At 55.1% G+C, this 23,937-nt stretch carries 23 protein-coding genes; 10 read left to right on the top strand and 13 right to left on the bottom strand.

The features are described 5' to 3' along the window. Window positions 1-19 precede the first annotated feature (19 nt). Window positions 20-1,720 (bottom strand): GTPase HflX, encoded by a 1,701-nt coding sequence (gene hflX / locus SynMVIR181_RS11400; protein ID WP_186589312.1) that lies wholly within the window; start codon window positions 1,718-1,720, stop codon window positions 20-22. Continuing rightward, window positions 1,717-2,865 carry an NAD(P)/FAD-dependent oxidoreductase gene (locus SynMVIR181_RS11395; RefSeq protein ID WP_186589311.1) on the bottom strand — a complete coding sequence of 383 codons (1,149 nt, stop codon included), beginning with the start codon at window positions 2,863-2,865 and terminating at the stop codon, window positions 1,717-1,719. The genes hflX and SynMVIR181_RS11395 overlap by 4 nt, the downstream gene beginning before the upstream one ends. 48 nt (window positions 2,866-2,913) lie before the next feature. Between SynMVIR181_RS11395 and SynMVIR181_RS11390 the strand changes: the two genes are divergently transcribed. Beyond that, on the top strand, window positions 2,914-3,723 hold the full coding sequence (locus SynMVIR181_RS11390; RefSeq protein WP_255444291.1) for a phosphoadenylyl-sulfate reductase: 810 nt from the start codon (window positions 2,914-2,916) through the stop codon (window positions 3,721-3,723). Further along, the gene (locus SynMVIR181_RS11385; RefSeq protein WP_186589310.1) at window positions 3,713-4,411 is read left to right on the top strand and encodes a type III pantothenate kinase; all 699 of its coding nucleotides are present in this window, start codon (window positions 3,713-3,715) and stop codon (window positions 4,409-4,411) included. The genes SynMVIR181_RS11390 and SynMVIR181_RS11385 overlap by 11 nt, the downstream gene beginning before the upstream one ends. On the opposite strand, the gene bcp is transcribed toward SynMVIR181_RS11385, so the two are convergent. Beyond that, on the bottom strand, window positions 4,404-4,871 hold the full coding sequence (gene bcp / locus SynMVIR181_RS11380) for a thioredoxin-dependent thiol peroxidase (protein ID WP_186523924.1): 468 nt from the start codon (window positions 4,869-4,871) through the stop codon (window positions 4,404-4,406). The two genes, SynMVIR181_RS11385 and bcp, sit on opposite strands and share 8 nt — an antisense overlap. A gap of 37 nt (window positions 4,872-4,908) precedes the next feature. Here bcp and SynMVIR181_RS11375 point away from each other — a divergent pair, with 37 nt between their 5' ends. The 3 genes from SynMVIR181_RS11375 to SynMVIR181_RS11365 all read left to right on the top strand — a co-directional run bounded on the left by SynMVIR181_RS11375 (window position 4,909) and on the right by SynMVIR181_RS11365 (window position 6,863). Continuing rightward, window positions 4,909-5,526, top strand: coding sequence for a 4'-phosphopantetheinyl transferase superfamily protein (locus SynMVIR181_RS11375; RefSeq protein WP_186589309.1), 618 nt, complete (start codon window positions 4,909-4,911; stop codon window positions 5,524-5,526). A 46-nt stretch (window positions 5,527-5,572) separates the two neighbouring features. Then, the gene (locus SynMVIR181_RS11370; RefSeq protein WP_186589308.1) at window positions 5,573-6,052 is read left to right on the top strand and encodes a thymidylate synthase; all 480 of its coding nucleotides are present in this window, start codon (window positions 5,573-5,575) and stop codon (window positions 6,050-6,052) included. Window positions 6,053-6,203: 151 nt separating this feature from the next. Continuing rightward, window positions 6,204-6,863, top strand: a complete 660-nt coding sequence (locus SynMVIR181_RS11365; protein WP_186589307.1) for an alpha/beta hydrolase — start codon at window positions 6,204-6,206, stop codon at window positions 6,861-6,863. 60 nt (window positions 6,864-6,923) lie between these two features. On the opposite strand, the gene SynMVIR181_RS11360 is transcribed toward SynMVIR181_RS11365, so the two are convergent. Beyond that, window positions 6,924-9,119: an AAA family ATPase gene (locus SynMVIR181_RS11360; protein ID WP_186589306.1), complete on the bottom strand. Its 2,196-nt coding sequence runs from the start codon at window positions 9,117-9,119 to the stop codon at window positions 6,924-6,926. A gap of 104 nt (window positions 9,120-9,223) precedes the next feature. On the opposite strand from SynMVIR181_RS11360, the gene SynMVIR181_RS11355 reads away from it, so the two are divergent. Genes SynMVIR181_RS11355 through SynMVIR181_RS11345 form a run of 3 tightly spaced genes read left to right on the top strand, consistent with a single transcriptional unit; the run spans window position 9,224 to window position 14,064 of the window. Then, window positions 9,224-10,363 carry an efflux RND transporter periplasmic adaptor subunit gene (locus SynMVIR181_RS11355; protein WP_186589305.1) on the top strand — a complete coding sequence of 380 codons (1,140 nt, stop codon included), beginning with the start codon at window positions 9,224-9,226 and terminating at the stop codon, window positions 10,361-10,363. A gap of 9 nt (window positions 10,364-10,372) precedes the next feature. Then, window positions 10,373-13,783, top strand: a complete 3,411-nt coding sequence (locus SynMVIR181_RS11350) for an efflux RND transporter permease subunit (RefSeq protein ID WP_186589304.1) — start codon at window positions 10,373-10,375, stop codon at window positions 13,781-13,783. Then, window positions 13,783-14,064, top strand: a complete 282-nt coding sequence (locus SynMVIR181_RS11345; protein WP_186589303.1) for a hypothetical protein — start codon at window positions 13,783-13,785, stop codon at window positions 14,062-14,064. The genes SynMVIR181_RS11350 and SynMVIR181_RS11345 overlap by 1 nt, the downstream gene beginning before the upstream one ends. Before the next feature lie 21 nt (window positions 14,065-14,085). On the opposite strand, the gene SynMVIR181_RS11340 is transcribed toward SynMVIR181_RS11345, so the two are convergent. Together SynMVIR181_RS11340 and SynMVIR181_RS11335 are read right to left on the bottom strand one after the other, a co-directional pair. Next, the gene (locus SynMVIR181_RS11340) at window positions 14,086-15,744 is read right to left on the bottom strand and encodes an alpha-D-glucose phosphate-specific phosphoglucomutase (protein WP_186589302.1); all 1,659 of its coding nucleotides are present in this window, start codon (window positions 15,742-15,744) and stop codon (window positions 14,086-14,088) included. Window positions 15,745-15,836: 92 nt separating this feature from the next. Then, on the bottom strand, window positions 15,837-16,247 hold the full coding sequence (locus tag SynMVIR181_RS11335) for a hypothetical protein (protein WP_186589301.1): 411 nt from the start codon (window positions 16,245-16,247) through the stop codon (window positions 15,837-15,839). Window positions 16,248-16,336: 89 nt separating this feature from the next. Between SynMVIR181_RS11335 and SynMVIR181_RS11330 the strand changes: the two genes are divergently transcribed. Further along, window positions 16,337-17,767, top strand: coding sequence for an MFS transporter (locus SynMVIR181_RS11330; RefSeq protein ID WP_370593849.1), 1,431 nt, complete (start codon window positions 16,337-16,339; stop codon window positions 17,765-17,767). A gap of 20 nt (window positions 17,768-17,787) precedes the next feature. Here the strand turns inward: SynMVIR181_RS11330 and SynMVIR181_RS11325 are convergent, their stop codons facing one another. The 7 genes from SynMVIR181_RS11325 to sufR all read right to left on the bottom strand — a co-directional run bounded on the left by SynMVIR181_RS11325 (window position 17,788) and on the right by sufR (window position 23,294). Further along, window positions 17,788-19,224 carry a phosphatidylserine/phosphatidylglycerophosphate/cardiolipin synthase family protein gene (locus SynMVIR181_RS11325; RefSeq protein WP_186590650.1) on the bottom strand — a complete coding sequence of 479 codons (1,437 nt, stop codon included), beginning with the start codon at window positions 19,222-19,224 and terminating at the stop codon, window positions 17,788-17,790. A gap of 54 nt (window positions 19,225-19,278) precedes the next feature. Continuing rightward, complete coding sequence (locus SynMVIR181_RS11320) at window positions 19,279-19,449, bottom strand: hypothetical protein (protein WP_186589299.1); 171 nt, start codon at window positions 19,447-19,449, stop codon at window positions 19,279-19,281. A 14-nt stretch (window positions 19,450-19,463) separates the two neighbouring features. Next, window positions 19,464-20,549 (bottom strand): DUF4912 domain-containing protein, encoded by a 1,086-nt coding sequence (locus SynMVIR181_RS11315; protein WP_186590649.1) that lies wholly within the window; start codon window positions 20,547-20,549, stop codon window positions 19,464-19,466. 195 nt (window positions 20,550-20,744) lie between these two features. Beyond that, window positions 20,745-21,506: a phycobilisome rod-core linker polypeptide gene (locus SynMVIR181_RS11310; protein ID WP_186523915.1), complete on the bottom strand. Its 762-nt coding sequence runs from the start codon at window positions 21,504-21,506 to the stop codon at window positions 20,745-20,747. Between the two features lie 103 nt (window positions 21,507-21,609). Continuing rightward, window positions 21,610-22,221: a phycobiliprotein lyase gene (locus tag SynMVIR181_RS11305; protein ID WP_186523914.1), complete on the bottom strand. Its 612-nt coding sequence runs from the start codon at window positions 22,219-22,221 to the stop codon at window positions 21,610-21,612. Continuing rightward, window positions 22,218-22,649, bottom strand: a complete 432-nt coding sequence (locus SynMVIR181_RS11300; protein ID WP_186523913.1) for a hypothetical protein — start codon at window positions 22,647-22,649, stop codon at window positions 22,218-22,220. Before SynMVIR181_RS11300 ends, SynMVIR181_RS11305 begins: the two co-directional genes overlap by 4 nt. 3 nt (window positions 22,650-22,652) lie before the next feature. Next, window positions 22,653-23,294, bottom strand: coding sequence for an iron-sulfur cluster biosynthesis transcriptional regulator SufR (gene sufR, locus SynMVIR181_RS11295; protein WP_186523912.1), 642 nt, complete (start codon window positions 23,292-23,294; stop codon window positions 22,653-22,655). A 278-nt stretch (window positions 23,295-23,572) separates the two neighbouring features. Here sufR and SynMVIR181_RS11290 point away from each other — a divergent pair, with 278 nt between their 5' ends. After that, window positions 23,573-23,932: a ferredoxin-thioredoxin reductase catalytic domain-containing protein gene (locus SynMVIR181_RS11290; protein ID WP_186589298.1), complete on the top strand. Its 360-nt coding sequence runs from the start codon at window positions 23,573-23,575 to the stop codon at window positions 23,930-23,932. The last annotated feature ends 5 nt before the right edge of the window (window positions 23,933-23,937 follow it).

Below are 23,937 nucleotides of genomic sequence, written 5' to 3'. Positions count from 1 at the left end.
AGCTCAGCCATTGTTTAGCTCAGCCATGGTCGGAAAATGACGTCTGTTGGGTGAAGGATTCAGGGGTTTGTGCGCCGTCCCAGAACTGCTTTTCCAGCCAGCTTCGCAGACCTTTCAATCCCGTACCTTCAGTGGCTGATAGATAGATCACATCCGGCTCGAGAGTGCGCATCGCTTCGATCGCCGAAGCGTCACAACGGTCGATTTGATTGGCAACCACTTTGCGCAGTTGGTCACAGCTGAGGCCATCCAAGAGTTGATGAACCGCCTCCAATTGTGACTGCCAATCGGGGTCTGCGAGATCCACCACGAGAAGCAACACATCGGCCTCGCGTGTTTCTTCCAACGTGGCTCTGAACGCTTCTATGAGTGGTTTGGGAAGTTCACGAATGAATCCCACGGTGTCCGTTAGCAGCAGCTCTCTCGGTGCCGCTGATGTTTGGGGAAGGCTGAGTCTCCGGGTGGTGGGATCCAGCGTGGCAAATAACTTGTTTTCCGCTAACACCTCAAGCCCTGGATTGCGGCAGCACAGCGCATTTAAAAGAGACGATTTGCCAGCATTCGTATATCCAACAAGAGCGACGCGAGGTAGGCCGTCTCTGCGGTCGCGCAAGCGGGCGCGATGGGCGCCCAGCTGGAGCAGTGATCGCCCGAGATGTTCGATGCGACGGCTGATCGCTCGGCGATCCTTTTCCAATTGGGTTTCACCGGGTCCGCGCGTGCCAATCCCTCCCCCTTGACGCGAGAGGCTGAGGCCGCGGCCCTTCAGCCGTGGAAGTCGATAGCGCAATTGAGCGAGCTCCACTTGCAGACGTCCAGCAGCGCTCGCCGCTCGCTGGGCAAAAATATCCAGAATTAACTCACTGCGGTCCATCACTGGGCAGTCAATGAGTGACTCAAGATTGCGAGCTTGAACGGGAGAGAGTTCCCGATCTGTGATCACGAGGGTGGCTTGATGGCGTCTCGCTTCGAGCGCCGCCTCTTGTAATTTTCCTGTGCCCCAGAGGGTCTGAGGGTTGGGTTGTCCCTGCCGCTGCCGGCAGACAGCAACGGGCAGAGCACCTGCGCTTCGAACGAGCCCCTCTAATTCGGCTAGATCCCTTTCACTTCGCTGTGTGTCAGCACCCGTGAGGACGAGTAGCAAGACCCGTTCTTGCACATCAGAGGGAGCTGTTGCGGGGCGAGTGGAATCAAGGCCTTTGGAGGTCTCTGGAGCGGGACGGTCGCAGAGCTCCTTGAGCGTGCCAAGCGCGGCTTGATGCCAGCCGGACTGCTGTCCTGGATCTGGTTGCCAAAGCGAGGCGAGATGCCCACCCCCTGTGGAGGGCGAGGCCTGAAAACGAAGCCAGGTGTCGGGCTTGAGGTCGAGGGCGACGACGGCATCTCTGCCATCGGGCTTCAGATCCGTCCCCGCTTTTCCCTGCAGGCTGCTGATCAACCTCCAGCGTCGCTTGATCCGCCGTGGCCCCCCAGGTAAATGGCTGCGTAATTGGTCTGATTCGCTCAGGGGGCCAACCCAGAGCAGTCTGCAGAGTCCCCGTTCATCGACGATCAAATGCAACGGCTGACCTAGATCGAGCACCAGCTCAGACAGTCGTTCCAAGGTGAGCGGATCGGCGCCGCTCGAGCTCGGGTGCCTCCTCTGACTCAATCGCTCAAGCTGACGGTTCAGAGATGGGCGTAGGCCGTTGGTTCGGCCTGCTAGGTGAGCCTGCTTCAAGAATGAACCAGCCAGGCGCCTGCAGACCTCAAGCCCAGGGAGAGTCCTGGCATTCGAGCAAGGTATGTGAGTCGCCTCATGCGGTAGGCGAGAGGGCCGGCGAGGGTGAGTCCCATGCCTGTAATCGAGGCATCTCCCAGGCCAAGGCTGAGCATCTCGCCAAGATCTTGGAAGTGAAAACTGGGAACAGCCTGTCCCATGCGAATGGCCTGAAGCGTTCGGGCCGCCGCCGTTCCTTGCTGGAGTGCCGATTGGGCAGAGCGGGGCCAAGGGGCGTCTGCATCGGTGTGACAGGCAACATCCCCAAGAACCACAACATTCGGATCTGTCGTTAGTTGCAATCCATCGTCAACACTCAGAAGCCCTCGCTCCCTGGTGGGGTTGGGGATCAAGGTGGGCAGCACCGGTTTGGTCCCTGCCGTCCAGATCAAACCGTCATGGTGGAGAGTTTGCGGTAAGTCGTTTTCAAGCAGCTGAACGGCATTGGCTGATACGGAGGTCACGCGGGTGTTGAGGTGTCGATGCACGCCCTTTTTGTCCAGTGCCTTTTGCGCTTGTTCACGGTTGAAGGCTCGGGAGCGTGAAAGAACGCTGTCTCCTAGTTCAACGAGGTGAATCGCGGCTGATCCCTCCAACATGTCGCTGAGCTTGCAAGCCAACTCAACGCCTGTGGCACCCGCTCCAACGATGACCAGTGCCCCGTCTTTGGAGGCTCGGTTGCGAAGACTGTGAACGCGTTCTTTAAGGGGAGAAATATCAGCCAGGGAATGGAAGGTGAGGGCATGCTCCTTGACTCCTGCAATCCCAAAGTCATCGGGCTCTGAGCCAGTGGCGAGCACCAGCTGGCTGTAGTTCAGAACCTGGCCGCGGCTGGTTTGAAGGGATTTCTGCGCTGTATTGATTGATATCACCCGGTCATCCAGGTGGGGAATGCGTCGTCCTTGAAGAAGGCTGTCGTAGCTGGGAGCAACCTCCCAACTCTTCATTTCGCCGCTGAGAAGCTCGTAAAGAAGAGGTAAAAAGAGAAATTGCTGACGCGGTTCAATCAGTAATAACTGCGGACGGGGCCGTTGATTACTGAGCGCTAATGCCGTTGTTAAACCTGCAAAGCCACCGCCCACAACAATGATTGGATCGTTGTGCATGGTGGTGTCGGAAGTCAGAGCTTCGAAAACGGTCTTGAAACCATAGACATGACACCATGCCCCTCGGCGTTGGAAGATGGAGAGATGAGGGATGTCTCTACCTCCAAGAATCAACCTGTCGTTGCCGCTGGCCCCAAGGCTGATGCGGGAGACCTTCAAGAGGCCCGTCAGCAGCTTGAGCCGTTGGATGCGCGTGCAAGGTTGCTGTGGGCTCATGAGCAATTTGGGTCGGGTTTTGCCTTGACCACGAGCTTCGGAATCCAATCCTCTGTGTTGCTCCACCTGTTGAGCGGGATGGATCGAGGCCGAGATATTCCGGTGATCTGGGTTGATACCGGCTATCTCCCCCCCGAGACCTATCGCTACGCCGAGGATCTTTGCCAGCGCTTTGATCTGAATCTCCACATCGCACAGTCCTCCTCATCTGCAGCGCGGATGGAGGCGCTCCATGGCCGCCTCTGGGAATCAGGTGTGGTTGAGGATATGGAGCTCTACCTCAAAATCCGCAAGGTGGAGCCACTCGAAGCAGCGATGCATCGTCTGCAGGTGTCCTGTTGGGCGAGTGGTGTGCGCCGTGCGCAGACGGATACACGTAGGACCATGACTTCCCTCGATCCCATTCGCGGGCGCATGTCTCTGAGGCCGCTGTTGGAGTGGACCTCAAGAGATGTTTTCTATTACATGCAGGAGAATGACCTCCCCCAACACCCCTTATTTGAGAAGGGGTATTCCACAGTTGGGGATTGGCATTCCAGTGGCCCGGATGGGCTAGAGGCGTCGGGACGAGATACCCGCTTTGCTGGCCTTAAGCAGGAATGTGGCATCCACGTGCCGGGTGTTATGGGTGATGGCATCTAGCGAGGACCTTCCATCCCGTTGCTTGTTGATTGGGAACAGCCGCTGGCACTGGGCAGAGCAGAGGGGGGCTTCTCACTGGACCTATCAGCATGAGGCCGCGTCCCCTGAGGGATTGGATGCAGCGAGCGATCTCCTCGCCTGGGCGGCTGTGGGACCAATCCCAAGCCATTCTTCTCTGCAGTCCAGCCGACGCTTGAAGCTCAGTGAAATCCCTCTTCAGGGGATTCCCTCTTGGTTAGGGATCGATCGAGCGCTCGCCGGATGGGGGGCTTGGCGTGCCAATCACAATCGTGTGGGCGTGCTGGTGGTGGATGCAGGCACGGTTCTCAGTCTGACCAGAATTTCGGCGAATGGCTCGTTCGCTGGTGGGTTGTTGGCGGCTGGATATGGCCTGCAGTTGCGTGCGATGGCTGAGGCCACCGCGGGTCTCAAAGCGACCTCGCCCTTGGTTCAAGAACCAGAAGAGCTGGAGCCTTTCCCTTTCGAGACGCAGGCAGCGATGCGCTCTGGAGCACAACAAAGTTTGGTGGGCCTCATCCGTCAAGCGCATGCCCAAAGCCCCTGGGAGATTTGGCTATGTGGAGGAGATGCCCCCCAATTGCTCCCGAAACTTCAAGAGCAATTGGGTGTTGAAGTGATTCATTCACCGAATTTGGTGATGGAGGCGATGGTCGAGCTGATCAGCTGATCCCTAAGTCATTGAGGATTTGATCGGCCATCGAATCAGATTTCACTTTTCGGTAGATCAATTCCAACCGTCCTTCTGCGTCGACGACGAAGGTGTGTCGCATCATTCCGATGGATTCGCGACCCATGAACTTTTTCAGGCCGTAACTCTCAAAGCTGCTGGCAACGGGGCAAGGCTCCTCATCACTCAACAGCGTGAAGGGCAAGTCCTGTTTGGCGATAAAGCGCGTATGGGATGAGGCGTTGTCCTTGCTGATCCCTAAGACGAGAATTCCATGCTCCTTAAAGGACGACCAGCGATCTCGAAAGTTGCAGGCCTCTTTCGTGCAACCAGGGGTGGCGTCTTTGGGATAGAAATAGATCACCACGCGCTGCCCCCGCAAGGAGGACAGCTGCACGGGCTCTCCGTTTTGGTCAGGAAGTGTGAAATCAGGCGCGAGATCGCCGATCTGCAAAGTCATGGAGGAAGGCTTCAACCGGAGCGGAAGCGTAACCGTGATGTGGCTCGGGCCGGCTTCCCCAACAGATCCTTGCGTGTCGGATCAGGAACAAGCCTGGGCCTGCAACTTGAGCCAGACCCGTCAGAGGCGCTTCCTTGGCTCCCGTTCCTGGATGCGTTCCTGCCTGAGTGATTTGTGGGGAGTGCCGGCGCAGGACATTCCTCTGCATGCTCCTCCGGGCAAGCCTCCAGCTCTGCACTCAGGTTGGGGATTTGTCAGCCTCAGCCATAGCAAGGGTTCTGCGTTGATGGCCTGGTCTTCTGCTCCCGTCGGGGTTGATTTAGAGCGGTTGGATCGTCCGTTTTCTTCTGACGCTCTGATGAACCGTTACTACGCATCGAGCGAGCAGCGTCGTCTTAGAAGTCTTCCTAAGCACGCGTTTCACCAGGCTGTTTTGGAGCACTGGCTGATCAAGGAAGCTGCGATTAAGTGGCAACAGGGATCATTGGCTCAGGATCTGACGCACTGGGTTGTGGCGGCCGATGGGCTGAGTGCAAGCCACCAGTGCAGAGCTGTTCAGGTGGCTGCGCGCTGTCGCCAACTAGGGCCATGGGGCATGGCGATCGTGTCAGCTTGCGAACAGAACTTGATTGGAGCAACGGTCTGCTTAGGTTGAAATCTCAATCGGGATCGAGATCCTTGTTGGCGTGACTCAATCTTGGATGCGATCTTTGCCCACGGCGGTGGCCGCCTTGCTATTAGGGGGCCTTGGCCTGATCGCGACCCGTCAAACGCAGGTGTTCTCTCCAGGAGATGTAGGTCTCCCAATGGATGCGCGTCTTGTTGAGCAGCTCGATGATCAAGAGGCAACCTTGAATCAACGTCGCCAAGCCGAAACCTTGCTTAGGGCGTTCGTTCGCGGCCAGCTCGCCAGCTTCTACTGGGGACAATTTGCGTCATCACTGATTGATCTCGGTTTGAGCAGCGATGAAACCATGGACGTCAGAGTTGAAACGCAAGCCAGCAGTACGCGCCTCTGGCTAACTCCCAAGCGCGGGAGTGAAAGCTACGTTGCGATCGTTCATTTCAATGGCTCCAAGCTTGTGCGCGTTCAGTGTCGAGGCCTACCCCCTGCTTCCACTGAGCAGATGGCTGCGGTTTGCCCCGAAGGATGGAGGGCGTTTGAGATCCCAGAGCTCTGAGCCCTGCAAGGCGCTGTTAGAGCGAGAGTCGCGAGTCTCGTTTTGATACCCCTAGTGGGATGATCCTGTTAGTGCGTGTTAGGGACAGTTTTCTGTACTGGTCCCTACATTTTTGTTGGCATTTTATTTTCCTGCGCCTAAATTTTAAGGGATGTCTATATCTCCATCGTCCGTGTTCACACGTCTTGCTGCTGGCGTTCTTGCCGCCGCTTCTCTCACAACTCTGGCTGTTTCAGCCGAAGCCGCCAAGCACCCTGTGCGCTGGAAAACCGGTGGTGCTGTTTGGTCCACCAATTCTTCAGCCTTCAAAACCTTCTTCGCTGACGGTGAAATCACCGATCGCGGCCTCCAAGGTGGAATCAACAACTCCGGTTGGACTGCAGAAGAAATCCAAGAGGGCATGACTCGCTCCTACGAGGTTGACCTCGTTGGCGTTTCACGCTTCCTGTATTCCAGCGATGGCGTTGCATTCTTGGAAGATCAGACCAAGAGCTACTACCCCTACTGGATGAAGCAAAAGACAGCCGTTGTTGCTCTTCGCTCCGCCATCATCCTTGATGCTGCTGACGGCCAGATCTCTTCTGCCGGCATCCTGAATGCTCTCCCCGTTGATTTCGCTCTGGCTGACAACGGTGCATCTGATGGCTCCCAGAACGTCTGTAAGGACGGTCTTGATGGCGCCCAGGCCACTTCACTGATGTCTTGGTACGTCTTCCTGCCCGCTTGTGTGCAAGCCAAGCAGATCCTTCCTGCTGCTCCCGCTCCTCGCGCTGCTGCTCCTATGGCAGCTCCAGTTCGCGGCCTCTGGTGATCGAACGGCTTCGGCCCTTTCAAGCCTCGGCAATGCCGGGGCTTTTTTTATGGCTGGCTGCTACGAGGACAACATCGTGCAGTCAAGCCGCTGATGAATCAGGGGCTGTGGAAGTTGCCCTCCCCGTTTCGCTTGCAAGAGCTGCTGCAGTGTGCTGAGCACTTTTTCTGGCTGGCAGCAGCGATTGATCAGAGATCGATAAGGACGGTCCTCTCCCAGCCAGCGTTTCAACAGGCGTTCGTCTATTGGGAGTGATAGAGATTCCTGCCACTGCTCTGTGGTGACTGCGGTTGAGAGGTTTTCGAGCTGCTGCCGGACGAGCTGATCAAGCTGCTGGGTTAGAAGCCACTGCTGTTCCTTTTCGATGAGTTCCGACAGGACTTCACTGAACCCAGGGCATTGCTCTGAGAGCGCTGCCGCTGGACCGATGGCTGTTTGGCTGAGTAGGACGTGGAGCTGAGCGCCAGGTGACAGCTTCCATTGGAGTTGCTGCCAAAACGGTGGCGATTCGATCCAAGCGCGATCATCACTGCTGAATCGACCTCCCACAACTTCGAATTGCCAGTCTTGAGGAAGCCCCTGCAACGCCTTGAACCCTCCTGTGAGGAGGTTGGGACGATGAAGTGGATCCAATAGATCCACCTGTGCTTCAAGTCGGGCGCGTTCTTCAGCGCTGCTGCACAAGATTGTGACGCTCCCCTCCTGCACCGCATTCAGGGGACCCAGGGCCCAGAGCAGGGATCGTCCCCCGAGCACCAGCACCCTGTCGGTGCGTTGAAAGGTCGCTGCGGTCCAGAGTCGCTGCTGCAGATCTTGCAAACGCTCATCGTTTTGGGCGAGCTGTCGATGCAGCCAGCGCTCCATCTCAGGCAGGTCTGGACCACTACTGAGGAGTAGGGGGTGCGTTTGGGCCACCTCTGCTGCGACGGCGAGCTGAGCAGCCCGACGTTCGAGCATCCTTCCTCGCCGTTCCCCCTCCCACCCCTGCTTGCTCGGTGTCCAAAAGACCTCTCCCTGCAGCGCATCGGGAAGGTAATTCTGTGCGATCCAATGCTCTTTGTAGGCGTGGGGGTAGCGATATCCCTTTCCGTCTCCGAAGGCTTCACCATCGCGATGGGCATCGCGGAGGTGGCTTGGCACATTTTGGTTCTGTGTACTGCGCACAAGGCGGATGGCTTCGAACAGTCCCATCGTGCTGTTGCTTTTTTCGGCGCAGGCGAGGTAAAGGGCTGCCTGGGCAAGCGGATAAAGCCCCTCTGGCAGGCCAATGCGTTCGAAGGCTGCTGCACAGGCTTCCACGACGACCACAGCCTGGGGGTCGGCTAGCCCGATGTCCTCTCCCGCTGAAATCAACATCCGTCGAAAGATGAACCTTGGGTTTTCCCCTGCTTCCAACATTCGCGCCAGCCAAAACAGGGCTGCGTCTGCATCGGAGCCCCGAAGGGATTTGATGAAAGCGCTAATCGTGTCGAAGTGGGCATCTCCCTGTTTGTCGTAGAGCACAGCTCGCTCTTGAATCGACTCCTCGGCGATGGTCAAATCGATCTCAATCGTGGCCTCTGGATCGGAAGGCGTTGAGCTTTCCACCGCCAGCTCGAGGGCATTGAGAAGGCTGCGCGCGTCACCGTTGGCCACATCCACCATGTGGGCTTCGGCATCGGGAGTGATCGTGATCGAACGATTGCCATAGCCCCGTTCTTTGTCGTGAAGGGCTCGATGGAGCAATTGACGTAGATCGTTGGCTTCGAGGCTCTGCAGTCGAAACAGGCGTGAACGACTCACGAGGGCTTTGTTGACTTCGAAGTAAGGGTTCTCAGTGGTGGCACCGATCAAGGTGAGAGTGCCGTTTTCGACCCAAGGGAGCAGCGCATCCTGTTGAGCACTGTTGAAGCGATGGACCTCATCAATGAACAGGATGGTTCTCAAGCCATGGTTCTCCAATCGCTTCTTGGCGGCGTCCACTTGCTCACGAAGGTCCTTCACGCCGGCCAGAACAGCATTCAGGCTGCTGAACTGCGCACGGGTGTGGGTGGCAATGATTCTGGCAAGGGTTGTTTTTCCGACGCCAGGCGGTCCGTGCAGGATCAGATTGCCCACACGGTCAGCGGTGATCGCCCGGCGCAGCAAACGGCCTTCGGCGAGGATCGCGTTTTGGCCCTCAAATTCTTCGAGTGATTTGGGCCTTAAACGGTCAGCCAAGGGCGCCTGACGTCGTCTTAGCTGGTTGCCGTGGTGGCTGAATAGATCTTCAACCAACCGACCAATCTCCTTTAAATGGTCTTGGTGTATGGATTCTTGCCTGATCCGAACCGAAACTGGGTTCAAGTTCGACCATAATCCGATCGTTTGTCACAGGATTTGTGCTGCGTTTTCGTCCACTGCTGCCTGTGCTCTTAACAGCCATTTCCGTTAGTGCTTGTGGAGGCTCTGATGAAAAGACGCCCGCACTGCCGGTCCAGCAAGTATCTGTCCTTGAAGCTCCATTTACTGACGATATTGATACGGTGAGCACGCTCGAGGCCAATGCGTTGGTTGAGCTGGCCGCGCAAACATCAGGTCGTGTCACTGAGCTCAAGGTGTCTCAAGGCGATCGTATTGAGGCGGGGCAGTTGCTCGTCGTATTGGATCAAGTTCAAGCACGGGCGGCCTTGGCGGAACAACGGGCGAGAGCGGCAACAGCCAAAGTGGATTGGGAGCGCGAAGAATTTCTCGCAAATGCTGGAGCTGCTTCGCTGCGTCAGCGCGACTCTTACCGCTTGAAATACATTGCGGCGGTTGAAAAAGTTAAAGCTCTAGAAGCAGAGCTCAGCTACAGCAATTTGCTCTCACCAACCGCAGGGACCGTGGCAAATGTTCAGGTGAAGGTTGGTGATGTGGTGCAACAAAATCAGCCCTTCACCAGTGTGGTGCAAAATAATATTCTCGAGGCGAAGGTTGAAGTCCCGGCGGTCTATGGCGATCGTCTCGCCATCGGTCAACCCGTCATTTTGAGCGTGCCTGGCACGGTTAAGCCCTTAGCGACGAGTCAGATCGAGTCGATTGATCCGCAAGTGAATCCTCAAACCCAGGGCCTCTTGGTGAAGGCTTTATTTAAAAATGCTGATGGCAAACTGCGGAGTGGTCAACGTCTTCGGACCAGAGTTCAATTGAAATCAGGTCAACAGATCTCAGTTCCATTCGCGGCCGTAACGCAAACTTCTGGGCAAAGCTTTGTCTTTCGTGTTGGTACCTTCTCCGACTTAAAGGCAAATCCAGGCAAGGCTGATATCGAACGGATTGGTAAAGGTATCGAAAGGGGTAAATTGCCAGAAAATGCTCTATTTGCGCTTCAGACACCGGTCAATATTGGTGAGGTTCAGAACAATCGTTATCCGGTTATAAAAGGGTTGAAGCTCAATCAGAAGGTGATTACAAGTAATCTCCTCAATCTCAAGCATGGAATGCCGATTCAGGTGAAAACACAGCGCACGGGGTCACAACCTGCTGCAGCTAAAAACTGAGGTTGATTCATGTCTGCATCGAATAATTTTATTGCGCGACCGGTTCTTAGTACCGTTTGCAGCCTTTTGATTGTGATCGTGGGATTGATTGCAATTCCAATCCTCCCGATTGAGAATCTTCCCGACATTGCCCCTCCAACGGTCAAAGTACAGGCTACTTATGTAGGAGCTGATGCCGTTTCGGTTGAGCAGGGTGTGACCACTGTTCTTGAACAGCAGATTAATGGTGTGGAGAATATGGATTTCATTACCTCCAACAGCTCGTCTGATGGTGTAAGTTCTATTTCTGTTTCCTTTGACAGCGGAACTGACGGTAATATTAACCAGGTTAATGTTCAAAATAGAGTCTCTCTAGCCGAACCCCAGCTTCCTGAGGAGGTTCGCAAGGCCGGCGTCACGGTTAATAAGGCTTCGAACTCTACCTTGCTTGTTTATAATATTGTCAACAGTGATCCTTCTAAAACTGAATACAGTGTTGAAACGATTAGTGGCTATTTAGATAAAAATCTAACTGATAATATCAAGCGCGTCCCTGGTGTTGGAGAAGTTACCTATTTTGGCAACCGTAAGGTTGCTTTCAGGTTATGGCTCGATCCGGAAAAGCTCGCGGCAAATAGTCTTACGTCAACTGATGTTGTTCAGCAACTTCAGAGTCAAAACCGACTAGTCCCCGCGGGCAAGATCGGAGGTTCTCCTGCTCCTAAAGGTCAGCAATATACATTTACCGTGCAATTGCAAGGTCGTTTGACCACGGAATCCGAGTTTGAAAATATTGTTTTAAAAACCACCGACGCTGGTGGCTTGATCAAGCTCAAGGACGTTGGTCGCGTGAGCCTGGGTGGAGAGGCCTATGGGGTCGACGCAATGGATCTCAAGGGCACACCTTCTGTTGGCGTTGCTGTTTATCAGTTGTCTGGTAGTAACGCCATTCAAGTGTCTAACGGCGTGAAGGAGGTGATCGAGAAATTTGAACAGACGCTTCCTGTTGGCCTTGATACCCAGGTTATTTACGACACCACTGATTTCATCAACCAATCAATCAAGGGCGTAACCAATTCTCTGCGGGACGCAGTGATTCTCGTGGTCTTGATTCTGTTCTTATTCCTTCAGAACTGGAAAGCAACTCTTGTCCCGGCCATTGCCATTCCTGTGGCCTTGATTGGCACGTTCGCTCTTGTGCTCGCCTTCGGCTTCTCCCTTAATCAGCTCACCTTGTTTGGCCTTGTTCTGGCAACAGGTTTAGTTGTTGATGATGCGATCACGGTGGTCGAAGACACCTCAGCAAAAAAAGCAGAAGGGATGACATCGGTTCAGGCGGCGATGGCCACCATGGATGAACTCTTTAGCGCTGTGATTGCAACATCACTGGTGAAGATGGCTGTTTTCCTTCCTGTGTTGTTTTTCCCCGGAGCAACAGGAACGATTTATAAACAGTTTGCTGCCACGATTCTGTTCTCGATCGGGATCTCCACCTTCAATGCCCTGACGTTCTCGCCAATGCTCGCTGCCCTTCTTCTGGAGAAGGACACAAAACAGCTGAGCAAACAGCAATACGCCACTGCTGGTGTGTTTCTTGGATTTGCTTACGGCCTTTTGAGTGCGGGAGATGGTGCCGCGTTGGTGCTGGTCCCTGTGATTGTTGGAGCGTTGGTTGGCTTCGTTGCGATGAAGCTCACCTCGATTCCATTGCGGATGCCTGGAGCCGTAGGTGGTGCGGTTGTTGGATTGATTCTCGTTGGTGTGACCAATCTCATCCCTGTGATCTTGTTCACGGGAATCGGTCTTGTTGTGGGCTGGTTTGTTCCTCAGATCTTCATTCACTTCAATCGCTTTTACTCAGGCTTTGAAAAGCGCTATTCGAAAGTTCTTGATCAGGTGCTTAAAGCTCGCCCGATCGTGATGGCGGCCCTTGCTGCTGGAATCCTGCTCACTGGTTTTGCATTCACACGCATCCCCGGAGGATTTGTTCCGATTGAAGATCAGGGTTATGCCATCGGTTTCGTGCAGGCTCCCGATGGTGTTTCGAACGAGACGACCCTTGCGATCAACCGAAAAGTCGCTGCGGTTTTGCGATCTGAGGATGATATTTCTGCTGCAGCCTTATTCAGTGGGGCCAGCTTGGATGGAAATGCTCCAAACAAAGGCTTGTTCTTCTTTGGAACAAAGCATTGGGATGAGCGGCAAGGAAGTGATCACTCTGTAGCGGCGATTGTTGAACGCTTGAACAAAAAACTGTTGATGTCGATTGATGGTGCTCGGGTGTTTGTGGTGGAGCCCCCCTCGATTCCTGGTTATGGCGCTGGTGGTGGCTTTGAATTCCAGTTGTTGGATCAAAGCAGTGGCGCCTATGGATTGAACCAATTCTTTGCTTCTGCCGGTCAGATCATGCAGGCGGGCAACGCTAATCCATTGCTGAACCGTGTCTATACCTTGTTTTCACCAGAGTCACCTCAGATTGAGATCAAGGTAAATCGCGAAAAGATGGCTTCCTTAGGAGTTGATTTTGGCTCCGCCATGCAATCCTTTAGCGTCAATTTTGGTGGGGCGTATGTGAATGACACGTTCCAGGAGGGCAAGGTTCGACGTGTCTACGTGCAGGCTGATGATGTCAACCGGGCCACTCCTGAGCAGCTTTCGGCAGTTTATGTGAACAGCATGAAAGGGGAGCAGATCCCCTTGTCTGAGTTTTTCACTGTGAAGTCCACCAGTGGTCCTAGCGTCATCCCTCACTTCAATCTCTATCGTTCAATCAAGATTGATGGAACACCTGCTGTTGGTAAAAGCTCAGGTCAGGCGATTACAGCGATGAAGACGATCTTTAAAGATGCCAACTTGCAAGGGTTGGGATTTGATTGGACTGGTATTTCAAGAGAAGAGGTGAAGGCCGGGTCCTTGGCTGTTGTGATTTTTGCCCTTGGTATTTTGGCGGTGTTCTTGGTGCTCTCAGCACAATATGAAAGTTATTCGGATCCCATCATCATTTTGTTGACGGTACCAACTGCTCTACTTGGTGCCTTGGTGTTTCTAGGTGCTGCCGGTCAGGTTCTGAATATTTACGCCCAGGTGGGTCTTGTGATGCTGATCGGTTTAGCCGGTGGTAATGCGATTTTGATTGTGGATCTTGCCAACCAAAAAATGGGCGAGGGCATTTCAGCCCTTGAAGCTGCTCGATTTGCTGCTCAATCTCGTTTAAGACCGATCTTGATGACTGCCATTTCGTCTTTAACGGGATTCTTGCCTTTGATGCTGGCGAGTGGAGCTGGTGCGCAGAGCCAGTCTTCGCTCGGTTTGGTTGTGTTTGGCGGTCTCTTGGTTGCCACGTTCCTTTCCACCCTGGTGGTTCCTGTGTTCTACGTGGTGATGAAGACGCTTCTAGGTCAGGCGGATGCCAAGCCTGCTGCTGATCCTCAGCTCAGCTAATGACTAAAAAGACTTTTAGTGGTTCAAGGGTGTTGGTGGCAATTGCGATTGGACTCATCATTGGTTGTGCAATTGCCTACTTCTTGAAGGTTTTAATTGAGAACACCCCAGCAGAGATTGATCTCCGCAGGATGCGATTGTTTTATTTAATGGTGATTACATCGTCTGGACTCGCTGGTTTTGCGATTGAAAGCACCCGTCAACTTCAGGAAGAAGCTGTTGACCCCCTGTATCGCCATGCCAATGCCCATCGAGGCAGGCGCGGGTCACTCAAGAAATAACCCACGCACGCCTGAGCCCAATCAGGTGATCACGGTTGGACGATCCATTCCGGTGCGTTCTGTGATCTCGGCGAGCTGATTGATGGCTTGGATCATGTCTCCTAACGCAATCTGTGGATCCTGATCAAGATCACCCGTGGTTGGGACGTAGCTCTCGAGATACACCCTCAAGGTTGCCCCCTTGGTGCCGGTGCCAGATAGGCGCAGCACCACTCGGCTTCCATCGTCGAGCAGGACACGCAGTCCCTGCCCTTTGGTGACGGATTGATCCACCGGATCGGTGTAGCTGAAGTTGTCAGCGGCACTGATCCTGCGGCCTGCAAATGGCTGACCAATGAGGCTTGGAAGCATGGCTTCCAAGCGGTCATACAACCCGTGCGCTGCCTCGCTGGCAACGGCTTCGTAGTCGTGGCGTGAGTAGTAGTGACGCCCGTAACGCTTCCAGTGTTCGGCCATGATCTCGGCGACGCTGCAGCGTCGCTTCGCCAAGATCTGAAGCCAAAACAGCACCGCCCACAGCCCATCCTTTTCGCGCACGTGGTTGCTGCCTGTTCCGAAGCTTTCTTCGCCGCAGAGCGTGATGTCGCCAGCATCCAGCAGGTTTCCGAAGAATTTCCAGCCGGTCGGCGTCTCGAAGCACTTGATCCCCAAATCTTTGGCGACAACGTCCACAGCAGCACTGGTGGGCATGGAGCGAGCTACGCCGGCCAGGCCTGAGGCGTAACCAGGGGCCAAGGTGGCGTTGGCCGTCAGGACGGCCAGGCTGTCGCTTGGGTTCACAAAGCAACGGTTGCCCAGAATCATGTTGCGGTCGCCATCGCCATCACACGCAGCACCGAATTGATAGGCATCACCTTTCATGAGAAGGTCGGCGAGTTCGTGCGCGTAGGTGAGGTTGGGATCGGGATGCCCACCGCCGAAATCTTCCAAGGGAGTCCCATTGCGGACGCTGCCAGCCGGTGCGCCTAAGACCTCTTCCAGCAATGTTTTGGCATAGGGGCCGGTGACCGCATGCATGGCATCGAAGGCCAACGGGAAGTCGTTGCGAATCAGAGCGCTGATGCTGTCGAAGTCAAACAACTGCTTCATCAACAACACGAAGTCATCAACGCCATCGATCACCTCGACCTGCATCTCGCCGATCGTGTGCTGCCCTGGGGACTGCAGGCTGATGGCTGGGGCGTCAACAATCGAATAGCTCTTAAGGGTTTTGCTGCAGTCGTAGACCGCATCCGTAAAGGACGCCGGAGTGGGGCCTCCGTTGGCTCCGTTTACCTTGACGCCGAAGTCACCATCAGGCCCACCGGGGTTGTGGCTGGCGGAAAGGATGATCCCGCCGATGGCTTGACGTTGTCGAATCAGGTTTGAGGCGGCAGGTGTGGAGAGGATGCCGCCTGTGGTGACGATCACCTTCTGCAATCCGTGAGCTGCACCCATGCGCAAGATCACATCGATGGCGCGGAGGTTTCCGTAGCGGCCATCTCCACCGAGAACCAAGGTTCCGCCCTTCATTCCAGGGAGGGTGCGGAAAGAGGCTTCGATGAAACTCTCTAAATAGTGAGGCTGTTCAAACTGTTGGCTGCTTTTGCGTAGACCAGAGGTGCCTGGTTTTTGGTCGGTGAAAGGCGCCTCGAGCTGCACCTGCCGCTGGGTGGGTTCCGTCGGCATTGAAGGGGTCATGACGAGGCAGCATCGTTCCCCAAAACCTAAACCTGTTCAGGTGCGTTCCTTGCCTTAGATCAGGCCAGTTATTACAGCTGTTGATGAGCTTCTCAGGTTTGACTCGGCGTAGATCCCGCTGAAGGGGGATTGTTTGGTTTATTGCGCTTTTCTGGATCCGCACAGACCATGGTCAGCCGGCGAGCGGGGCTGTCAATGCCGTCGCGACGTTGAGAGCTGTTGTTGGTAGCTGGTTTTGCTTCTTGCATGAGCTCCCATACCGTGTCTTTGCAGGCGGCTGGAAGCCGTGGATGGTCCATCAGTGGATTGGCAAGCTCGCGCGTGCGCGTACAGGTGTCCACCGTGTTTTCCCTTGAGCAGGAATAGGCCAGCAGCTGCAGGGACCTCAATTCACTCTTCGTGGGAAAGGGAACGTATTTCAGTTGTGCGCGGACAGAACAAGGCGCCAGGATCGCTAACCCAAGAAAGAGTGGCGAGAGTCGCACGGGCAGAAGAGACGTCATGGGGCCATTCTGGCGCCAGAACAAGCGCATGGACGCACGCCGCCAGGTCGTCCTTTTCGCATTGCCTACCATCTCGGTGAATGGATGGATTGGCTCAGCCCTTGTCAGTTGTGCGTGTCGTACGTCTAGGTCTGCGTCTGGGCTTGTTTCAGCTCAGCCTTGGCATCCTCGGGGTTCTCATTCTTGGGCTCCTGAATCGTCTCCTGATTACTGAGATTGGCGTCTCTGCTGCATTGACGGCTCTGGCCTTCGGGGCCCAGCAACTGATGGGGTTCAGCCGGGCTTGGTTCGGTGATCGTTCGGATCGAATCCCTCCGGGGCGATTGCGGCGAACCCCTTTCATCGTGTTGAGTTCGCTTGCCTTGTCGTTGCTGTTTGGAGGCGCGGGATGGGTGGTGCTGCAACTCGCCAGAACCATGCCCTCAGCAGAGCAGCCTTTCTTTGGTGCCTGGATGGGACTTCTGACCTTGATTTCCATCGCCATCGGTACAGCCGTTGCGGCTGGGGGAACGGCATTCTCTGCTCTGATCGTTGATCTCACGACGGACCGCGAGCGTCCCCGTGTGTTGTCTGTGGTTTGGGGCATGCGGCTGCTTGGGGTTCTGTTAGGAACCGCTCTTGTGAATCGGATCTTTGGTGCTGCTTGTGGTTTGGAGGCCGGTCAAGCTGCCGTCATCGCTGGACTCGAACGGCTGATTGTGGTGACTCCCCTGCTGCTGTTTGGTCTTGGTGTGTTGTCAGTCTTTGGTTTGGAGCGACGTGATCTGCCAAATCAGGAAACAGAATCTCTAGATGTGGACGATCAGGATGTGGCAGACAACTCCAGGGACGGGCGTGAATCCCTGACGTTGCTTGAATTGATTGGTCGTTTGCGATCGATTCCTCAGTTCGGACGATTTACGGGTGCTTTGTGCCTGTTCACCTTCAGCATGTTTCTCAATGACGCGGTGCTTGAGCCCTATGGCGCCGCGGTCTTTGACATGAGTATCTGTGCCACAACGGCACTGAATGCCTTCTTGGCAGTGGGCTTTTTTGTTGGACTTGGCCTCAGTGGTTTTCAGTTAGTCCACAGGATTGGCAACATTCGTACAGCCCAGTTTGGGGCGGTTTTTGCTTCGATTTCCCTCGCTCTGATGTTGCTGTCGGCGCCATGGCAGTCGTTTGAAAGCTTGTATTTTTCATTAACCCTTTTTGGTGTGTCGCTTGGAATCTGCATTCATGCAAGCTTCACGTTGATGTTTAGCTTTGTGGAGCCAGGAAGGGTGGGCTTATTGCTCGGGATCTGGGGGGCGTTGTATGCCTACTCCCGGGGATTTGCCACGATCAGTGGTGGTGGGCTTCTTACGCTGTTTAAAACATGGAATGGTGGCGATATGTTTGGTGCCTATGGCGGTGTCTTTGGCTTGCAGATGATCGGCTTCCTCGCGGCGGCTTTGCTAATGCACCGATTAGATGTTGCTGGGTTCCGCAAGAATGTGCAGTTCAGCGTTGGTGATGTCATGCAAGGTGCTCTGGACTAAGCGTCAAAGCCAAACAAGTTTTATCCTTTTGCACCAGTGCTGGTGTTTGTCTCCTTGCGCTGGACTCCACTCCCGCATTTTCTTGTTTGTCGATCGAGCTTGCGCTGCATTCGAGCTGTGATCCCCAGTTCAGCTCCTCGCCACATTCGATCCATCTCACGGGTGAAATGTGCTGCAAGTTGTGGTGACTCAATGACCAGCAGGGTTTCGTCGTTGGTGTGGGCGGCAGAGGGTGACCAGTTGAAGGATCCTGTGATCACTGTTTTGTTGTCGATCACGGCGAACTTGTGATGCAATTTGTCGCCACGGGCGAGGCGTGGAGTGCCAATGCCCTTGAGTGGTTTGGTTAAGGGTTGATTGCCTGCCTCTAGTTTGCAGAAGCGATCGGGCAGGGCGACGCCGAGAAGATCAAGCACTTCTGAAAAGGAGCGGCTGGCAAATCCAGGATCGGCAAGCAGCCGCAGCTTCACCCCAGCGGATATCCGCTCTGCAAGTTTGTTGGTGAGTTGCTGTGCAGAGAAGACAAATAAGGCGAGGTCAATGGTCTTTTTGGCCCTTCCCAGCTGATCCTCAATCAGATCAAGTCCATGGCCTGAATGTGTTTTGGCATGGGGCGGAAACAGCACGCTGACATTCATGGAGCCCACCTTGATGGTCCGCAGAGGCTGGGCGGTTTTATTGCGTCCAAAGCGACTGTTTTTCGAGCCGCCAGGGCCATCTCCCCACATCTGAGCAAACTCTTCTTTAAAAATAGATGCCAGAGCCGGACTTTGAATGTTGATTAGGTGATTCACATTGCCGCGAGTTTGTGTGGCTCCAGCATCACCATGAATTCCGGAATTGGTGAAGTTGGCGCTGCCAGTGATCACGCGTTCACCATCGATGACGACAAACTTGTGGTGCATCAGGCCGCTGCCCTTGCTGCCGTCTTCGGTGTCATCAATCCAAGCAATCTGTCCGTTCTGAAGGATCAGTAGCGCATCGCTCTTTCGTTCTTCTTCTGGACTCACAACACCGCTTTGATCTTGATCGGCCTCAACTTTCAGGCGCTGGAGTCGTTTGCGCCCATGACGGCTCAGATCCAGCTCGTGTTGCTGGCTCCAGGGAGTGCTGTAGTTGTTTTCTAAAATCACTTTCACGTTCACGCCTCGGCGTGAGGCGGCAACAAGACTCTCAGCGATGCGAGGCAGAGAAAGCTCTTGGACTGCCACCAAGATCTCTTTCCCGGCAGAATTGATTGCATTGATCAGCATCTGTTCGAGATTGTCGCCATTCCTCCAGGCGCCACTGAGCGGACTGCGATAACGACTAACCGCGCGGTGGTTGAAACCGACGTCGATACCGTTTGGCACAGTCAGATCGACTGGCTTCTGACCGAGCACAACACCTGCTTGGCTGCAACTACTCGCGACCAGGCCAAGCAGCCCAGTCACAATCAAGCCCCGCAAAGGAAGCATGTGTGGTGTTCGTTTCACAGGGAAATGGGACTCCTCAGTCTGAGGATTCCACCCTTAGTGCGGCATCTCTGATGTCCGCAACATGGCGACAAACCAAAGAGTGCTGAGAACAAGAGCAACACCCACACCCGCGCCAATACTCACTTTTGCCATGGTGATTGGCACCAGGATTGGGAAGGCCATGGCGCCTGCCAGGGGAGTGATCGCAACGAACCAACGCAACATTGAGGAGTTCAGAATCAGAACCACTCAGCGCGAGCTTCGCTGGCGGGATTGCTGTTGTCTTCCGGTGTTACACGCTCAAAATTGAGGGTGATGTTGCGCTTTTGTTCGCCGTCTGCCGCTGTGGCTTCGATGGCATACACCTGCTCGCCATCGCGGAATGGCACTTGAATGCGGAAGGTGCCATCGCTTGAAAGGGGCACATCTTCTTTCCCAATGGTGAGGCGGGCAGAGGGATCTGTTGCGCCGTAAACGATCAACTCAGCATCGGCAACAAGCCAGAACGACCGCTGACGCGGAGCCACTCCACCGAGGCCAGATTCATTGCGCCCGCTGGCCCATAGGCCAACACCTGAATCATTGAGTCCACGCTGATCAGGCCCTATCGAATCCCTTTCATGCAGGATCTCGGAGCCAACGCGGCGACTGCGGAAGTGGGTTGTTGCGCTTTGGTAGAGGCGCTCGTGCAGCCTGCTGTCGGTTGCGTCTGGATCAGGAGCCGGAGTGTTCATCGGCTGCGTGGGAGCAACCGTCGGTGTGGCTTCCAGGCTGAAAGGGACAAACTGATCAAGAATTTGATCGCTTGGGTGAAGTGCTGGCACCCTTGCTACTGAAGAGAATGCAAGGGAGATCCATTTGTTCTCAGACTTATATCCAAGTTCAACCCTGTAATCACGGTCGCAAAGAGGAACAGGCAAATACCACTCAGTGCTGTGGCTATCAACAGGCACTTCCTGGAGCGTGTGAGGGTGGGATGAGCCGTTGGCGAGTCCGGTCACATCGGCGAGGCGCAGGCAGAGGAACGCTGCTCCCTCTGATTGAGCTTGCCGTCGATCGCTATCGGATATTTCCCAAAAAACGTAAGCCCACTGCGGGTCTCTAGGCAGGAAGACCACGCGGGTCGATGCCTCGGGCATGGAGGGGGCATGGAGCTCAGCCTCCACTGCCTTGAGATCGCCATCGCGACGATCTTGCCGCTCAGCAATAGCGCTTACAAGGTCCTCCTTGCTCTTCCTGCTGTAGAGGGTTACCCCCAAATCACTCGCCATTTGGCGGAGCTGACGCAGCGTCAGGCGGGCTAGAGATGAGAGGGCTTGCGTCACGGACAACCAACCGAGTTTCTTCGGGATCAGTTTGCAGCCAACTTCTATTTTTCTGACATCTCCCACTGCTGTGGTCAGCATCTTCTGACTCCAGACCAGCGCGTTTAAGGCCTCAGTTGGCTGCTTTCAACAGCTGGACACACAAAAAAAGAGGGCCTATTGGCCCCCGCGACGTTTGCTGTTTTTTCTTGTGGTTCAGCGACCAACGCTGCGATAAGGAACCTTGGCGAGGTAATCGATATCGGCACTGCCGCTGGGTGAGGCCCCGCGAGCGCTTCCCATGCCACGAACCCAAGGGAGGTAGTCCTCTGGGAAGCCGCCGCGCTTGATCTTGGCGCGGGCTGGGATCGTTTTGCCTGGACCGCCGGTGTAGATGAATTGGGGGAACCCAAGGATTCCGCGGTAGTACTCGTCGTAGCGAGGACTGGTGATGTTGAAGGGTGTGTCTCCTAGATCTCGTCCAGGGAGCACCCTGTTGCGTTGATAGGGGACCGTGTCATACCCAAAGGCGTCGAGGTATTCCTCACTGTCGAGCAGCGCATCCACCATCCCGGTCACGCCTTTGGTGGCAATCAAGATCGACCAAGCGATCTCTTCTGATTTACCACTTGTCTTTCGGCCTAAGAGCTTCTCTACAAGGTGGCGAACCACCTTGTAGTTGCTGTTGAAGCCATAAAAGCTTCTTTGAAACGTGTCGGAGAGGCAGAGTCCACGAACGAAATCGCGGACAGTGATCTGACCGTCTCGCAGCTGGGATTCCAGATTGACGTCCCGATCTGACTTGAAGGCGTGGAAATAAATCTGCCGGTAGCCGCTTTCAATCACCGTTTTCAGATTGTCGGCATCCATGGCGATGTCCATGGAATACGCCCGTGGCACTTCTTCGGATGCGACCCGCAGCGCCGCCACCCTTGAATTTTGGGTGATCGGTGCGTACTGCAATAGAGGAATGGCCACGCAAACTTCATCATCCTTCGCCTGCGATCGTAGAAGAAGAGTCCGGTAGACCTCTTCTTCGCAGGTCAGCACTCACAGTCCGTAATAGTCATGCCGCCCGATCTCACCAGCCAAATGGGGCTGAAAGTGCTTCCAAGGACTCATCTTTTGACCCTGCTGGCGCCTCTGTGATGTCCTCGGTTTCTTCGCTCAAACGCGTTTCCATGCAAAAGGATGCGTTGTTCGAAAGGCCTTCCACCGTGCTGGATCGCAACCTCACATTTGGGCCGGTGAACCAGAAGCGTTCCCAGACGGTCATGGTTTCGTAGCTGGTGCAGAGAATGAGACCGTCCTGCTGATCCATTTGGAAGGTGGAGGTGGCCGGCGCTTTTTCGGCGTAGCCCAAATCGCGAAGCAGGGTTCCGCTGCGGCCGTCATCCCCATCAGGGATCAGGCCAAAGACGGTTTCGCCGTCATGGGCATCACCGTTTTGATCCCATGCCATCGAGGCGCTCCAGCGCACAAAGCTGCCTCCTGCAATGCTCCCCGGGGATTGGCCGTGTTGTTCCGCCAGTGTTTGCAGCCGTGGGTCATTCGGATCGAGATCTTCCACAACGATGAGCGATCCACCCGCTTCTGCACGTCGGTGCAAGAGGTGATGAACACTCCGTTGTGATCGCCAGCGACCGCAACTCAGTTGAAAGAAATGGACCGCGTTGGGAATGGCCGAGGTCATGAGGGGGATGACTCTTGTAGTGGATGATCGCAGTCCGAGGGATGGTTGTGCGGCGCCTCGAGCCTGGCTTTGCATGCCGTGGTGCTGGCCTCAATGAGTTCCCCCAGGTTCAGTTCCAAAGGTGAGAGGTCTCGCTGTTTGGCGAGGTCTTCCAGCTGCTGTGCTGCGGTAAGAAATTGCTGGATCAGTAAGTCGCGGAATTGAGGCTCTTCAACCAATTGTGGCTGCTCCAAGAGCCATTGCTCGAGCGCTTGTTGGTCTGGAAGTGGACCTGATTGTCGCGGTTTTGCGATCACTTGAAAGCTGCGTAAACAATGGGCTAGGAGGCGAAGGTGGTGGCGATCAAGGTTGGGAAGCAACGTGGCTTCAATCTGCTGGGCATCAGCGCGAGATAGGGGCCCCGAGCCGAAGGGTGGCCGTTCAGCCATGAATCAGTCCTGCTTAGGGGCGATGCTGAAACCACAGGAATGTCCTGATTCCAGGCGCCAATGCACCCGTTCGACAAGACAGTCGGGAAAGGTGTGCCTGATGAGCTGTAGCTCTTGATCACAGACCGCTGGGTATTCCTCAGCAATCCTCTGCACGGAGCAGTGAAATTCACTGACGCACCAACCCGGACCAGTTGGGGCTGGCTGCATGTCGCTGACGTAACCCTCTTTAAAGCGAAGATTCACAAGCGCACGGACGCGCTCTTCGAGCGGTGCGTTCCCCAGCTGTTTGCGATAGAGGGTGGCTTTCTCTATGGCTTGCTGACGCAGGAGATCAGCCATGACCTCAGGCGACAAGGTTGCTGCCATGGACTCAAGAAGACCTAAGGCGAAATTCTCGCTGCCATCGGGGAAGTGTTGGTGCCCTTTCGAGGTGAGTCTCCACAGGTTGGAAGGACGACCTGGACCCGCTGGGGTGGGGCTGGCCTCAACAAGTTCATCGTCTTCGAGGCTGCGCAGATGCCTGCGCATCGCTTGCACAGAAATTCCCAGTGTCTCTGCCAATGAGGCCGCGCTGGTCTCGCCCTGCCGCAGAAGCAAGGTGAGCGTCGTTTCGCGAGTAGGGGCCTGCGCTTGAGCTCCCATGGATTGAAGCTATTGAACTCACGATGCCACGGGAAGGCCGCAACCGTCGTGTGAGTTCCCTCTGGCCTTTGCCTCGGTTAACGAATGATTGGATGGAAGTCCGCTCAGCGGGTGCCTGCCCCTTCAGAATGCTGGGGTCTCCGGACGATGGATCTGTGCCTTAGTCTCCTAGAAACGAAACCCTTTTGTTTCGTATCTCGGTCTAGGCCTGACTCCTGACCGGAGTGTATTCAGACTTTCGTTCTGACTACGTCCTCTTCTTTCCCCCCTTGAGCCCAATGTCCGATGCGTCCGCTGGCAGCACAGAGCCGACAGCTGAAAGCCTTGAGGTCATTCGCAAATTTGCCGAAACGTACGCCCAACGGACCGGAACCTACTTTTGTAGTGATCCCGGCGTCACGGCTGTTGTTTTAAAGGGTCTTGCTAAGCACAAAGACGATTTGGGTGGTGCGCTGTGCCCATGCCGTCACTACGAAGACAAGGAAGCTGAAGTGTCTCAGGCCTTTTGGAACTGTCCTTGCGTGCCAATGCGAGAGCGCAATGATTGCCATTGCATGTTGTTTCTCACCGAGGACAATCCTTTCCGCGGTGAAGACCAGACCATCAGCACTGAAACGATTCACGCCACGGCAGGTTGAAGTCC

This window comes from Synechococcus sp. MVIR-18-1 (genome assembly GCF_014279835.1).
GTDB lineage: Bacteria > Cyanobacteriota > Cyanobacteriia > PCC-6307 > Cyanobiaceae > Synechococcus_C.
Note: the sequence above shows the minus strand (reverse complement) of the source record. Positions and strands in the feature narration are given on the sequence as shown.